Source organism: Variovorax sp. CAN15, assembly GCF_030462475.1.
Lineage (GTDB): Bacteria > Pseudomonadota > Gammaproteobacteria > Burkholderiales > Burkholderiaceae_C > Variovorax.
In genome coordinates this window covers 277,257-291,348 of sequence record NZ_JASMRZ010000002.1, presented here as the reverse complement: position 1 = coordinate 291,348, position 14,092 = coordinate 277,257, and the positions used below count along the sequence as shown (strand labels likewise).

At 68.3% G+C, this 14,092-nt stretch carries 10 protein-coding genes; 8 read left to right on the top strand and 2 right to left on the bottom strand.

The annotated features are described in order from the left end of the window. Window positions 1–74: 74 nt before the first annotated feature. Window positions 75–968 (top strand): LysR family transcriptional regulator, encoded by an 894-nt coding sequence (locus tag QMO14_RS03025; RefSeq protein WP_301504291.1) that lies wholly within the window; start codon window positions 75–77, stop codon window positions 966–968. 75 nt (window positions 969–1,043) lie between these two features. After that, window positions 1,044–1,334, top strand: coding sequence for a type II toxin-antitoxin system Phd/YefM family antitoxin (locus QMO14_RS03020; RefSeq protein ID WP_301504393.1), 291 nt, complete (start codon window positions 1,044–1,046; stop codon window positions 1,332–1,334). A gap of 103 nt (window positions 1,335–1,437) precedes the next feature. Here the strand turns inward: QMO14_RS03020 and QMO14_RS03015 are convergent, their stop codons facing one another. Both QMO14_RS03015 and QMO14_RS03010 read right to left on the bottom strand, forming a co-directional pair. After that, the gene (locus tag QMO14_RS03015) at window positions 1,438–3,405 is read right to left on the bottom strand and encodes an AAA family ATPase (protein WP_301504289.1); all 1,968 of its coding nucleotides are present in this window, start codon (window positions 3,403–3,405) and stop codon (window positions 1,438–1,440) included. Window positions 3,406–3,491: 86 nt separating this feature from the next. After that, window positions 3,492–6,008 (bottom strand): ABC transporter permease, encoded by a 2,517-nt coding sequence (locus QMO14_RS03010; RefSeq protein ID WP_301504288.1) that lies wholly within the window; start codon window positions 6,006–6,008, stop codon window positions 3,492–3,494. Between the two features lie 215 nt (window positions 6,009–6,223). On the opposite strand from QMO14_RS03010, the gene QMO14_RS03005 reads away from it, so the two are divergent. From QMO14_RS03005 to selA, 6 genes are all read left to right on the top strand, one after another. Beyond that, entirely contained in the window at window positions 6,224–6,517 is a 294-nt protein-coding gene (locus QMO14_RS03005; protein ID WP_301504287.1) for a hypothetical protein, read from the top strand. A gap of 95 nt (window positions 6,518–6,612) precedes the next feature. Continuing rightward, window positions 6,613–9,690: a formate dehydrogenase-N subunit alpha gene (fdnG, locus tag QMO14_RS03000; RefSeq protein WP_301504284.1), complete on the top strand. Its 3,078-nt coding sequence runs from the start codon at window positions 6,613–6,615 to the stop codon at window positions 9,688–9,690. Window positions 9,691–9,854: 164 nt separating this feature from the next. Further along, on the top strand, window positions 9,855–10,817 hold the full coding sequence (fdxH, locus tag QMO14_RS02995; protein ID WP_301504283.1) for a formate dehydrogenase subunit beta: 963 nt from the start codon (window positions 9,855–9,857) through the stop codon (window positions 10,815–10,817). Window positions 10,818–10,830: 13 nt separating this feature from the next. Continuing rightward, the gene (locus QMO14_RS02990; RefSeq protein WP_301504281.1) at window positions 10,831–11,454 is read left to right on the top strand and encodes a formate dehydrogenase subunit gamma; all 624 of its coding nucleotides are present in this window, start codon (window positions 10,831–10,833) and stop codon (window positions 11,452–11,454) included. A 162-nt stretch (window positions 11,455–11,616) separates the two neighbouring features. Further along, entirely contained in the window at window positions 11,617–12,633 is a 1,017-nt protein-coding gene (gene fdhE / locus QMO14_RS02985) for a formate dehydrogenase accessory protein FdhE (RefSeq protein ID WP_301504279.1), read from the top strand. Further along, complete coding sequence (gene selA, locus QMO14_RS02980) at window positions 12,633–14,081, top strand: L-seryl-tRNA(Sec) selenium transferase (RefSeq protein ID WP_301504277.1); 1,449 nt, start codon at window positions 12,633–12,635, stop codon at window positions 14,079–14,081. The genes fdhE and selA overlap by 1 nt, the downstream gene beginning before the upstream one ends. Window positions 14,082–14,092 lie beyond the last annotated feature (11 nt).

Sequence of the window (14,092 nt, the reverse complement as noted above, 5' to 3'; positions counted from 1 at the left end):
GAAGATAGAAAGGAATCAATGCGCTGAGAATTGCCGCATTGCTCCTCACACTCCCAACCAAAGGTTGCCAATCCATGGAAAGCTTCAGCGGACTCGAATCCTTCGTGCGGGCGGCCGAGCTGTCGAGCTTTGCCAGGGCCGGCCGGCTGCTGGGCATCTCGGCCTCGGCCGTGGGCAAGAACGTCGCGCGGCTCGAGGAGCAGCTCGGCGTGCGCCTTTTCAACCGCACCACGCGGCACATGCGGCTCACGCAGGAAGGCGCCCTCTTCCATGAGCGCTGCCGCCGCATCCTCGACGAACTCGACGACGCGCGGGCCATGATGCAGGACGCCATCGCCGCGCCGCGCGGCCGCCTGCGCGTGAGCCTGCCGACCATCGGCTACCGCTTCCTGCTGCCGATGCTGCCGGCCTTCAGGGAGCGCTACCCCGAGATCGAGCTCGACCTGGACTTCAACGACCGGCTGGTCGACGTGATCGCCGAGGGCGTCGACGTGGCGATCCGCAGCGGCGACCTGGTCGACTCGCAGTTGGTCGCGCGCCGCCTCGGCCCGTTCCGATTCGTGCTCGTCGCCTCGCCGGCCTACCTGGAGCGCCACGGCGTGCCGCAGACACCCGCCGACCTCGCGCGGCACGCCTGCCTGCGCTACAAGTTCGTCACCGGCGGAAAGATCGAAGACTGGGACCTGCCCGGCCTGCCCACCCAGCTCCCGCCCGGCCTGCTGTGCAACAACATGGAAGCCATGCTCGGCGCCGCGGTGGCCGGCCTGGGCGTGGCCTACATGCCCGACTTTCTCGCGCGCGACTCCTTGTGCCGCGGCGAACTGCAGCGCGTGCTCGCCACCCACCTCGTTCGACAGGGCCAGTTCTCGGCGCTATGGCCGTCGAGCCGGCAGCTGTCGCCGAAGGTGCGGGCGTTCGTGGACTTCGCGGGGGAGCATATGTTCAAGGAGGACGGCGTGGCGCCGTAGTCCTGCCTCCGATCGGGTCGGGCCAAGCTCAGACCACAATGAATTCGACCGGCCACGACACCAGGGATGAGCGCAATGAATTTCTCGACTCACGTCRAACCCATCAGCTACTTCAAGAGCCATGCAGCGGACATCGTGAAGACCTTGTCCGATACCCGCGAGCCCATGCTCATCACCCAGAACGGCGAAGCCAGGCTCGTCTTGATGAATATTGAGTCCTACGAGGAGCGCGAAGCCACGCTCGCGCTTCTCAAGATCCTGGTGCTCGGCAATCACGTAGTCGAGCAGGGCCAATTCCGTTCGGCGGAAGACGTGTTCGCGGACCTGGACCGGCAGGCCGCAGAAGAAGAAAAGGACGCGAAATGAAGACCGTGTTCCCGCGATCCGCGGACTACGACCTGAAGAACCTGCTCATGCGGCGCATGGTCGGCGCCGCATGAGTTCAAGCTGGCACTGAGAGCACCGTCCGTCAGGCGACCTCTGCCGGTTGCTCTGCCTGTGGGCTCACAGCGGCCGTCTGCTCTTCGACGCGTTGCACCACTGGCGCCTCGGCAGCCACGGCGACCGAGGCTTCGACCACAGGCTCGGCGGGCTGGATGCTTTCAGCGACCACCGGTTTCGCCGGTTCGGGCGTCACGGGTGCCGGCACTTCCGCAGGCGGGACGACCGGCGCGGCGATTGCAACAGGCGCTGCTTCTGCCGGTTTGACGCTTTCCACGACGACAGGCTTCGCAGCCTCAGTCTTGACTGCCTCGGTCTTCGCAGGAGCGGCAACCTTCGCCGGCTCAGGCAGCGCGGTTGCGGGCGGGGCAGCCGGTGCAGCCACTGCAACAGGTGCAGTCTCCACTGGCTTGGCTCTTTCCGCGACGACGGGCTTCGCGGGTTCTGACTTCACAGGCTCAGGCTTGGCCGCCTCGGCGGACTTTGCCGACTTCGCAGGCTTCGCGCCCTCCGACGCGGCCTGCTTCGCGGGCGCCGGCTTCACCGGTTCCTGCGCCGCCGCCACCGGCTTCGAAGCCTCCTGCTTCACCGGCTCGCCAGCCATCCGGCTCAACGCCAGCGCCGCCTTCAGCGGGAACAGCGTGCGCTCGTCCCCCTGCGCGGTGTTGCTCACCGTCGTGCCTGAAGCCTCGTCCAGGCTCGCGGCGCGCACCGCGTCGAGCCGGTGCGTGGGCACCATGAAGGGCGAGTGCGTGGTGTAGATGACCTGGTTGCCGGCGAAATCCTTTTCCAGGTGCGCCAGCAGGTCGGCCTGCGAGTGGGCGTGCAGGTGCAGGCCGGGTTCGTCCAGCAGCAGCACGGCGTCTTCCGACTGGCCGCCCTTGGTGTCCGCGAAGAAGGCCACGTAGAAAGAGAAGAACCACTGGAAGCCACGGCTGCGCTCCTCCAGGTTCACTTCGACCTCGTAGGCGGCGTTCGGGTCGGACACCAGCGTGTCGAGGTACTGGCCGTCGAGGTTGAAGCGCACCTTCAGCGCGCGGTCTTTCCAGAGGCGGCGGATCTCGGCGGTCACCACCGAGCCGGCGCGGTTGACGAGCTGGTTGCGCGTGGCCTGGTCGTTCTTCTCGAGCAGGGCCTGCAGCTGCCGCAGGTCCAGCCCCGCGACCTTGCACAGCTTGCCGAAGCTCTGCTGCTCGGGCGTGAGCTGGCCCCAGCCCTCGCGCCCCAGGTATTCGGCGATGTTCTGGCGGCCGGGCAGCGCTGGGTATTCGTCGACGTAGACGAAGCGCGGCAGCTTGCCGATCACCCATTCCTGCGCACGCTCCAGTGCGGGCGCGTCGTTGGCGATGGCCAGCGCCATGTCTTCGAGCTCGGCCAGCATCTGCTCCTGCTTGTCGCTGAGCTCGGCGCCCGCCACGGCCAACGCCTTGCGCAGGGCCTGCGCCGCCTTGACGGCGCCGGCCGACCACTTGATGTAGTCGGGGCTCATGATCATCGCGGCGTCGAAGACGTCGGCTTCCTGGTCGAGCGCCGTCTTCGTTTCATCTGCGACCTTCTCGGCAGCGGCCTTCACCGCCGGCACGATCTTGCGGACCTTGCTCTTGATCTCGCTCACGTCCAGCGACAGCGCCGCCAGCCCTTCGAAGCCGGCCGAGCGGCTGGCCGCGTAGCCTCGGCTCGCGGTGACGTGGCGCACGCCGGCAGCGCGCGGAAGGATCGCGGCCAGCTCGGCCTGTTCGCTCTCGTCCAGGCTCCAGCGCGTGAAGACGACGGGCGTGTCGCCGGTGCACTCTTCGAGCCGGCGATGGCGCGGGAAGTCCTTGATGGGGCTGAGTTCGGCGATGCCCTCGGTGGGGTTCAGGCTGTGGAGCGCGCGCAGCAGGTTCGATTTGCCGCTGTCATTGCGGCCGAGGATCGTGGTGATCTGCGTGGAATCGATGAGGCCGCTGTCGTTGATCGAGCGAAAGTTGGTGATCTGGAAAGACGCCAGGCGCATGCAGGAATTTCTCTTCTCTGAATTGGATACGGGGCCGGGGAATGTATTGCATCCCCGGCCCCGTCTCGCCTCGAAGAAAAGAAAAATTATTCGGCCGCGCGCCGCAAGGTGTCGACCACCGGCCGGCGCAGCACCTCGCGCAGGCCCCACCATCCGGCGCCCAGGGCCAGCACCGCCCCCGCCAGCGCGCCGGCCACCGGCACGAGCGGCGATGCGGTCCAGGTGAAATCGAATACGTAGCGCGCGAGTCCCCAGCCGATCAGCGCGGCCACGATGCTCGCGAGGAAGCCCGCGAGCAGGCCCACGCCCGCGAGTTCGGCACGCTGCACCTGCCGCAGCAGGCTGGCGCGCGCGCCCACCGCGCGCATCACCGCGAACTCGCGCGCGCGTTCCTCGCGCGTGGCCGTCACGGCGGCGAACAGCACGACCAACCCAGCCGCGAGCGTGAAGCCGAACAGGAACTCGACCGCACGGATCACCTGGTCGAGCACCCGCTGCACCTGGTTGATGGTCGCGCTCATGTCCACGTTGGTCACGTTCGGGTAGGTGCGCACCAGCGCGTTGTCGAAGCCGCGCGTCTCGGGCGCGCGGAAGGCGCCCATGTAGGTGGTGGGCACGTCGGCCAGCGAGGCCACCGTGTACATCACGAAGAAGTTGGCATGCATCGAGCCCCAGTCGACCTTGCGCAGCGAGGTGATGCGCGCCTCGTTCTGCATGCCGCCGATGTCGAAGCGCAGCATGTCGCCCATCTTCAGGCCCAGCGTCTCGGCCAGGCCCTCCTCCACGCTCACCTCGCCGGCCGCGCCGGGTGTCCATTTGCCGGCGGTGATGCTGTTGTGCGCCGGCGCTTCGGCGCTGTTGCTCAGGTTGAACTCGCGGTCCACCAGGCGCTTGGCGCGGTCTTCGGTGTAGTCGTCGGGAGACACAGGCTTGTCGTTGATCGCCACGAGGCGGCCGCGGATCATCGGGTACCAGTCGAACTTGCTCACGCCCGCGTCGCGCAGCGACTTCTGGAAGGCTTCGCTCTGGTCAGGCATGACGTTGATGACGAAGCGGTTCGGCGCATCGGGCGGCGTGGCCTGGCGCCAGCTCGCAACCAAGTCGGTGCGCAGCAGCACCAGCAGCACCAGCGCCAGCAGCCCCACGGAAAGCGCGCTGACCTGCACCACCGCATAGGCAGGCCGCGCCGAGATCTGCCGCGTGGCCAGCACCAGCCAGCGCGGCGCGGTGGTTTCGTTGACGCTGCGGCGCAGCACCTTCACCGCGAGCCAGCTCAAAAGCGCGAACACCGCCACCGCGCCCGCGAAGCCGCCGACGGCGATCAGCCCCAGCTTGATGTCGCTGCTCGCCGCCATCAGCAGCGCCGCGAAGCCCGCCACGCCCACGCCCAGCACCGCGAGCGACGCGGGCTTGAGGCCGCCCACGTCGCGCCGGATCACGCGCAGCGGCGGCACGCGCGCCAGCTGCAGCACCGGCGGCAACCCGAAGGCGAAGAGCAGCGTGAGGCCCATGCCCATGCCGAAGGCCACGGGCCACAGCGTGGCCGCCGGCAGCGCGGTCTCGACCAGCCCGGCCAGCAGCAGCACGAACACGTAATGCACCGCGAAGCCGATGGCCACGCCCAGCGCGCTGGCCACGATGCCGATCACCGCGAACTCGAAGGCATAGGCGATGGCGATGGTGCGCTGGCTCTGGCCGAGCACGCGCAGCATCGCGCAGTCGTCGAGGTGGCTGGCCGCGAAGCCGCGCGCGGCCAGAGCCACCGCGACCGCAGACAGCAGCGCCGCGAGCAGCGCGACCAGGCTCAGGAATTTCTCGGCGCGGTCCAGCGTCTGGCGCATCTCGGGCCGGCCGCTTTCGAAGGAGTCGAGCCGCACGCCGCGCAGTTCGCCCTTCTTGATGGTGGCGTCGGCCCAATCGGTGAAGCGCTTGACCGCCGCGTCGCTGCCCGCCACCGCATAGCGGTAGCCGACGCGGCTGGCCGGCTGCACAAGCCCGGTGCGGGCCACGTCGGCCTGGTTGAGCATCACGCGCGGCGAGAAGCTCATGAAGCCGGCGCCGCGGTCGGGCTCCAGCGTGATGACGCGGCCCACGCGCAGGCCGGTGTCGCCCAGCAGCAGCGTGTCGCCGACCTTGAGCGCCAGCGAGTCGAGCAGCGAGGCGTCGACCCAGGTTTCGCCCGGCGGCGGGATGTCGCGCGTGACGGCGCCGGCGCCGTCGATGGCGGTGGAGGTCTGCAGGCTGCCGCGCAGCGGATAGCCCGCCGTCACCGCCTTCAGCGCCACCAGCTTGCTGGCTCCGCCCTGCGCGTCCTCGGCGCGGGCCATGGTCGGGAAGCCGTAGGTGGATGTGCCCTCGAGCCCCAGCGACTTCGCCTGAGCGACGAAGGCTGCGGGCGTGGGGTTGTCGCTGACGATGACGGCGTCGCCGCCCAGCAGCTGTCGCGCGTCGCGCTTGAGCCCGCCCTGGAGCCGGTCGGCGAAGAAGCCGACGGCCGTGAGCGCGGCAACGGCCAGCAGCACGGCGACGATCAACAGGCGCAGCTCGCCGGCGCGCAGGTCGCGCCAGAGCGTGCGCCAACCCAGGCGGAGGGAGGCGTTCATGGCCGCGACGATAGCCCAGAGCCTGCCGCACGGCTGGATTCAAGGGTTATTGCCGGGTGATTGCCGGCCTTGACCTACTTGATCGCACCATGGCCCTGTCGCATGATGCGCCAAACGCATCCCGTTTGTCGCAAACCGGGCAACCCGGCAAGCGGCGGACGAGGCCACAAAAACAGCCCCGTTTGCCGGATCCGTACTTCCCACAAGGAGTGTCGATGCCACGATGTCAGCAGCGCTTGCAGATCATCGGCCTGTGCCTGGCCTCCGGCCTGCTGGCGAGCGCATGCGATCCCAAGCCCACCGCGCCACCCACGCCGAAGGCCACCACCGGCGCGAGCCCGACGGGCATCGCCCCCGCCGCCTCCGGTGACAAGGTCGAATCCTCCAGCTCCCACCAGGGTCCGTCCGAAGGCAGTGCAGCCGTGGGCGGCATGAGCGGCCCGGGCGGCGGTGCCTCGGGCGGCGCGGCGCCCGCGCCCAGCGGAGGCGACGGCACGGCGCCCAGGTAGCGTCGCCAGGCTCATTCGAATTCGAGTTACCCGCCAGAAGAAAAGAAGACCACGATGAAACACCCCATCACTTCACCGCTGCAGGAGGTTGTGTCATGGACATGAACCGCCGGCAATTCTTCCGCGTGAGCAGCGCGGGGCTGGTCGGCTCCAGCATCGTCGCGCTCGGCTTCTCGCCGACCGCCGCGCTGGCCGAAGCCCGCAACTTCAAGCTCGCGCGCACCACCGAGACCCGCAATACCTGCCCGTACTGCTCGGTGGGCTGCGGGCTCATCATGTACAGCCTGGGCGACAAGGCGAAGAACGTGGTGTCCGACATCCTCCACATCGAGGGCGATGCCGACCACCCCGTGAACCGCGGCACGCTGTGCCCCAAGGGCGCCGGCCTGCTCGACTTCGTGCACAGCCCCATGCGCCTGAAGTACCCCGAGGTGCGCGAGCCCGGCGCCACCGAGTGGAAGCGGATCGGCTGGGACGAGGCGCTCGACCGCATCGCCAAGCTGCTGAAGGCCGACCGCGACGCCAACTTCCAGACCACCAACGCCGACGGCAAGACCGTGAACCGCTGGACCAGCTCCGGCATGCTCTGCGCCTCGGCCTCGTCCAACGAAACCGGATACATCACGCACAAGGCATTCCGCTCGACCGGAATGCTGGTGTTAGACAACCAGGCACGCGTCTGACACGGACCTACGGTGGCCAGTCTGGCCCCGACGTTCGGCAGAGGCGCGATGACCAACCATTGGCAGGACATCCAGAACGCGGATGTGGTGCTGATCATGGGCGGCAACGCCGCGGAGGCGCACCCGTGCGGCTTCAAATGGGTCATCGAAGCCAAGAAACAGAACAAGGCCCGCCTGGTGGTGGTCGATCCGCGCTTCACGCGCTCGGCCGCCATGGCCGACTATTACGCGCCGATCCGCGCGGGGTCGGACATCGCCTTCCTCGGCGGGGTCATCAACTACCTGCTGGGCAACGACAAGATCCAGACCGAGTACGTCCGCAACTACACCAACGCGCCATTCATCGTCGGCCCCGACTACAAGTTCGAGGACGGCCTGTTCAGCGGCTACAACGCCGAGAAGCGCAACTACGACCCCAAGTCGTGGGGCTACGCGCTCGACGAGCAGGGCATGGCCAAGGTCGACATGACCATGCAGGATCCGCAATGCGTGCTGCAGGTCATGAAGCGGCACTATTCACGCTACACGCCCGAGATGGTGAGCCGCATCACCGGCACCCCGCAGGACAAGTTCCTGAAGGTGTGCGAGTACATCGCGAGCACCAGCACGTCCACGCGCACCATGACCATCATGTATGCGCTGGGCTGGACGCAGCACAGCCAGGGCTCTCAGATGATCCGCACCGGCGCCATCGTGCAGCTGCTGCTGGGCAACATCGGCGTGGCGGGCGGCGGCATGAATGCGCTGCGCGGGCACAGCAACATCCAGGGCCTGACCGACCTGGGGCTGCTGTCGAACTCGCTGCCCGGCTACCTGTCGCTGGCGCGTGACAACGAGCAGACGCTGGAGGACTACTACAAGACCCGCGCGCTCAAGCCCCTGCGTCCCAACCAGATGAGCTACTGGCAGAACTACCCGAAGTTCTTCGTCAGCATGCAGAAGGCCTGGTGGGGCAGCGCGGCCACGGCGGAGAACGAATGGGCCTTCAACTACCTGCCGAAGATCGACAAGCTCTACGACGTGCTGCAGGCCTTCGAGCTCATGAACCAGGGCACGCTCCACGGCTACATCTGCCAGGGCTTCAACCCGGTGGGCTCGTTCCCGGACAAGAAGAAGATCGTCGACGGGCTCTCGAAGCTCAAGTTCCTGGTCACCATCGACCCGCTGCAGACCGAGACCAGCGAGTTCTGGCGCAACTTCGGCGAGTTCAACGATGTCAAGACCGCCGACATCCAGACCACGGTGTTCCGGCTGCCCTCCACCTGCTTCGCGGAGGAAGACGGCTCGCTCACCAACTCCAGCCGCTGGCTGCAGTGGCACTGGAAGGGTGCGGAGCCGCCGGGCGAGGCCAAGGGCGACATCGAGATCGTGGCGGGCATCTTCAACCGCATGCGCCAGGCCTACATCAAGGACGGCGGCGCCTTCCCCGATCCGATCGTCAAGCTCACCTGGCCCTACAAGATTCCGCACGCGCCTTCCCCGCAGGAGCTGGCGATGGAATACAACGGCCGTGCGCTCGTCGACCTGACCGACCCGAAGGACCCGAGCAAGCCGCCGGCTGCCAAGGCAGGCGAGCAGCTCGCGGGCTTCGGCCTGCTGCGCGACGACGGCAGCACCGCCAGCGGCTGCTGGATCTACACAGGCGCATGGACGCAGGCCGGCAACCAGATGGCGCGGCGCGACAACGCCGACCCGTACGGCATCGGCATGGTGCAGAACTGGGCGTGGGCCTGGCCCGCGAACCGGCGCATCCTCTACAACGGCGCCTCGACAGATCCGGCCACCGGCAAGCCGTGGATCGCCAGGCGCGGCCTGGTTTCATGGAACGGCAAGCAGTGGGGCGGCGCCGACGTGCCCGACATCCGCCCCGACGCGAACCCGACCGATGCCGAGGCGGTGCGCCCCTTCATCATGACCGCCGAGGGCGTGGCGCGGCTGTTCGCGCCCACCGGCATGGCCGAAGGGCCGCTGCCCGAGCACTACGAGCCCTTCGAGTCGCCGCTGGTGAACAACCTGATGCACCCGAACAACGAGAAGGCGCGCGCCAACCCCGCGGCGCGCATCTTCAAGGGCGACCTCGAGCGGCTCGGCGTGCCGAAGGACTTCCCGTACGTGGCGACCAGCTACCGGCTCACCGAGCACTTCCACTACTGGACCAAGAACGTGCGCACCTCGGCCATCATCCAGCCGCAGCAGTTCGTCGAGATCGGCGAAGAGCTGGCGAAGGAAAAGGGCATCGGCCACGGCGACATGGTCAAGGTGTCGAGCAAGCGCGGCTACATCAAGGCCGTGGCCGTCGTCACCAAGCGCATCGTCGGGCTGCAGGTGGACGGGCGCACGGTCCACACCGTGGGCCTGCCCAACCACTGGGGCTTCGTCGGCATCGCCAAGCCCGGCTACCTGGTGAACACGCTGACGCCCTTCGTGGGCGATGCGAACACGCAGACGCCGGAGTACAAGTCGTTCACGGTGAACATCGAGAAGGCGTGAGATGAAGCAATCGCTCGATGCATTCCTCCCTCCCCCGCTGGGGGAGGGCCGGGGTGGGGGCACGGCGGCCTCCACAACCACGCAGCGCCTTATCGAAGGCCTGCCCCCATCCCAACCTTCCCCCAGCGGGGGAAGGAGCAAGACCGCATACCGGAGCCGCTGAGATGTCCTCCCTCCAGACCCTCGACATCGCCGCCCGCTCGGCCACCACCACGCCGTCGCCCGAGATCCGCCATCGCCCGCAGATACAGCCGGTCGCCAAGCTGATCGACGTGTCGACCTGCATCGGCTGCAAGGCCTGCCAGGTCGCGTGCATGCAGTGGAACGACCTGCGCGACGAGATCGGCACCACGCACGGCACCTACGACAACCCGGTCGACCTCACGCCCTCCTCCTGGACGGTGATGAAGTTCTCCGAGGTGGAGCCCGAGGCCGGCAAGCTCGAATGGCTGATCCGCAAGGACGGCTGCATGCACTGCGAGGACCCCGGCTGCCTGAAGTCGTGCCCGGCTCCGGGTGCGATCGTCAAGTACGCCAACGGCATCGTCGACTTCATCAGCGAGCATTGCGTGGGCTGCGGCAACTGCGTCACCGGCTGCCCGTTCGACGTGCCGCGCATCAGCAAGGCCGACAACAAGGCCTACAAGTGCTCGCTGTGCTCCGACCGCGTTGGCGTGGGCCTGGAGCCCGCCTGCGTGAAGGCCTGCCCCACCGGCGCGCTGCACTTCGGCACCAAGGAGGACATGCACGAGTACGCCTCGGAACGCATCGTCGACCTGAAGGAGCGCGGTTTCTCGAACGCCGGCGTGTACGACCCGGCGGGCGTGGGCGGCACGCACGTGATGTACGTGCTGCAGCACGCCGACCGGCCGGGCCTGTACGCCGACCTGCCGAAAGACCCGCAGATCAGCCCGCTGGTGTCGCTGTGGAAGGGCGTCGCCAAGCCGCTCGCGATGGTCGCCATGATCGGCGCCGTGGTGGGCAGCTTCTTCCACTACATGAAGACCGGCCCCATCGAGCCGAAGGACGAGCATCCGGATGCCGAACGCGACGGCAAGCCCGACGACGTGGTGGTGATCGAGGAGCCGCCGGCCTCCTCGCCACCGTCCACCGCACCCCGCGCATGAGGAGAAGAACGCGATGACACGCTACTACCTTCGCCGCTACCGCGACGCCACGCGCATGAACCACTGGTTCGTCGCGATCATGTTCTTCGCCGCCGCGCTCTCGGGCCTGGCCTTCTTCCATCCGAGCCTGTTCTTCCTGAGCGCGCTCTTCGGCGGCGGGCCATGGACGCGCATCCTGCATCCCTTCATGGGGCTGCTGATGGTGCTGGGCTTCGTGTTCCTGTTCTTCACGATGTGGCGCGAGAACATCCTCGACAAGGGCGACCGCGAATGGCTCGCCAACGCGCCGAAGATGCTCAAGGGCGACAAGTCGAGCATGCCGCCCGTGGGCAAGTACAACGCCGGCCAGAAACTGGTGTTCTGGGCCTTCGGCATCAGCCTGCTGCTGTTGCTGGTGACGGGCTTCATGTTCTGGAGCCCGTGGTTCGTCGGCTTCTTCCCGATCCTCGTGCGGCGCATCGCGGTGGTGGTTCACGCGGTCTCGGCCGTGGTGCTGATCCTGTCGGTGATCACACACATCTACGCCGCCATCTGGGTCAAGGGCACGCTGCGCGCGATGACGCGCGGCACGGTCACCGAAGGCTGGGCCAAGCTCAACCATCCGTTGTGGCACCGCAAGATGACGCGCGGTGAATAGCGCTTCCCCGCATTTCCCCCTCCCCTCCCGGGGGAGGGCCGGGGTGGGGGCACGACGGCCTCGACCACCAAGAGCCGCTTGTTGGGCGCTGCCGCCATCCCAGCCTTCCCCCGGAAGGGGAAGGGGCAAGACAAATCGCCAGATCGCTGTAGAGTGGGCGCGATGAACAGTTCACCGCCGATCCGGACCACCCGCGTCCTCGAACCGGAGCAGATCGCGATGCAGGCCGGACGGCAGATGCCGTTCCTGCGCCTGCCGGTGCGCTCCCTCGCCTTCTCCGACCGCCAGCTCAGGCTGCGCCAGCTCGCCGCATCGCATCCGATGCGCGAGTACCTGATCTTCATCGCCGACCTCGCGCAGGCGCAGCACCAGGTGCTGCAGGACTACGCGCCGGTCGAGCTGCCCGAGACCGAAGCGCTCGAAGCCGCCGCGAAGGTGCTCAAGCCGCCGATGCCGGCTTTCGGCTGGACACGCGACCCCGTGTGGCTGAAGGAGCTGCGGCGGCTGCTCGCTCTCTTCCGCGCACGGCTGCCCGAAGGCCCCGCACGCGACACGCTGGACCGCGTGGCGGCCGCCGACGATGCATGGATCGACGCGCAGGCCGACCGGCTCTCGCGCCGCATCATGTTCGGGCTCGACCTCGCCTCCGCGCCGCTGATCGCCGCCGGGCTGCAGGCCTACTGGACGCAGCTGGTGCTGCAGGTGGCCGAGAGCGCGGGCGAGAACATCTACGGCCGCACCGACCCCGGCAACGAATGCCCCTGCTGCGGCAGCGCACCCACGGTGAGCATCACGCGCATCGGCGCCGACGAGGCGGGCTTCCGCTACCTGCACTGCTCGCTGTGCGGCACCGAGTGGCATTACGTGCGCATCAAGTGCTCGCACTGCGAAAGCACCAAGGGCATCCACTTCGAGTCGCTGGCGCCGCAGCCCGGCGTCGAGCTGCCCGCCACCGGCGCGCGCGAAGGCGCGGTGAAGGCCGAGTGCTGCGACAGCTGCGGCCACTATCTCAAGCAGATCGCGATGGAGAAAGACCCCGAGGTCGAACCCGTCGCCGACGACCTGGCGAGCGTGACGCTCGACCTGCTCGTCTCCGAAGCCGGCCACCAGCGCAGCGGCCACAACCTGATGCTGCTGTTCGGCGAACCTGAAATCCCTGACGACGGCGGAGGCGGCTGATGGCGATGCCCGAAGAGTCCGTGGTCCACGGCTCGACGGCAAGGCCCCAGGATCTGCCTTCTGTCGATCAACTGCTGCGCCTCGCCGTGCCGGGCGCGCTGCTGGCCGAGCATGGCCATACGCTGGTGGTGAAAGAGGCGCGCGCGCTGCTCGACGGTCTGCGCGCAAAAGCCCTGGCGGGCAAGCTCGCCGCTGCCGAGGTGCAGCCCGACGCACTGGGCGGCGCACTCGCTGCGCGCATCCAGTCGCGCCTCGCGCCGCGCATGAAGGCGGTGCTGAACCTCACAGGCACCGTCATCCACACCAACCTGGGCCGCGCACTGCTGGCCGACGCGGCGCTGCGGCGGCTGCTGGCGGTGATGACATCGCCCAACAACCTCGAATACGACCTCGCCACCGGCAGCCGCGGCGACCGCGACTCGCTGGTCGAAGAACTGCTGTGCGGCATCACCGGCGCCGAGGCCGCCACGGTGGTCAACAACAACGCAGCCGCCGTGCTGCTGACCATCGCGGCGCTGGCGCGCGAGCGCGAGGTGATCGTCTCGCGCGGCGAACTGGTGGAGATCGGCGGCGCCTTCCGCATGCCCGACGTGATGGCCAGCGCGGGCGCGCGCATGGTCGAGGTCGGCACCACCAACCGCACGCATCCGCAGGACTACGAGCGCGCCATCAACGAGCGCACTGCGCTGGTGATGAAGGTTCACACCAGCAACTACGCGGTGCAGGGCTTCACCTCGGCCGTCGACGAGGCCACGCTCGCCGGCATCGCCCATGCGCGCGGCGTGCCGCTGGCCACCGACCTCGGCAGCGGCTCGCTGGTCGACCTCGCGCGCTACGGCCTGCCGCGCGAGCCGCTGCCGCAGGAGATGCTCGCGGCCGGCTGCGACGTGGTCACCTTCTCGGGCGACAAGCTGCTGGGCGGCCCGCAGGCCGGCCTCATCGTCGGCAGCAAGGAGGCCGTGGGCCGCATCCGCAAGTTCCCGATGAAGCGCGCGCTGCGCATGAGCAAGCTGCCGCTGGCCGCGCTCGAAGCCACGCTCTCGCTCTACCTGCGGCCCGAGCGCCTCGCTCAGGACCTGCCTACGCTGCGCCTGCTCACGCGGCCCGCAGATGCGATCCGCGAGATGGCCGAGGCGCTGCGCGAGCCGGTGCGGGCCGCCGTGGCGCCGCGCTTCACGGTCGAGGTGGTGCCGCTGCTCGGGCAGATCGGCTCCGGCTCGCTGCCGGTCGAGCGGCTGCCTTCTGCGGGCCTTGCGATCGCGCCGGCCGGCACCTCGAAGAAGGGCGTCGGCACCGCGCTCGATACCCTCGCCACCGCGCTGCGCGGCCTGCCGCTGCCGGTGATCGGGCGCATCGCCGAAGACCGCCTGCTGCTCGACCTGCGCTGCCTGGAAGACAGCGCTTCATTCACGGGCCAGCTCGCCACCCTGCGCGAGCGCCTCCTGTAGATCGATTCCCT

Bases quoted from the DNA above. Each gene is read 5' to 3' on its own strand.
- selA (WP_301504277.1), top strand. From the start codon at position 12,633: ATGGCGATGCCCGAAGAGTCCGTGGTCCACGGCTCGACGGCAAGGCCC.
- QMO14_RS03005 (WP_301504287.1), top strand. From the start codon at position 6,224: ATGCCACGATGTCAGCAGCGCTTGCAGATCATCGGCCTGTGCCTGGCC.
- QMO14_RS02990 (WP_301504281.1), top strand. From the start codon at position 10,831: ATGACACGCTACTACCTTCGCCGCTACCGCGACGCCACGCGCATGAAC.
- QMO14_RS03025 (WP_301504291.1), top strand. From the start codon at position 75: ATGGAAAGCTTCAGCGGACTCGAATCCTTCGTGCGGGCGGCCGAGCTG.
- fdhE (WP_301504279.1), top strand. From the start codon at position 11,617: ATGAACAGTTCACCGCCGATCCGGACCACCCGCGTCCTCGAACCGGAG.
- QMO14_RS03010 (WP_301504288.1), bottom strand. From the start codon at position 6,008: ATGAACGCCTCCCTCCGCCTGGGTTGGCGCACGCTCTGGCGCGACCTG.
- fdxH (WP_301504283.1), top strand. From the start codon at position 9,855: ATGTCCTCCCTCCAGACCCTCGACATCGCCGCCCGCTCGGCCACCACC.
- QMO14_RS03015 (WP_301504289.1), bottom strand. From the start codon at position 3,405: ATGCGCCTGGCGTCTTTCCAGATCACCAACTTTCGCTCGATCAACGAC.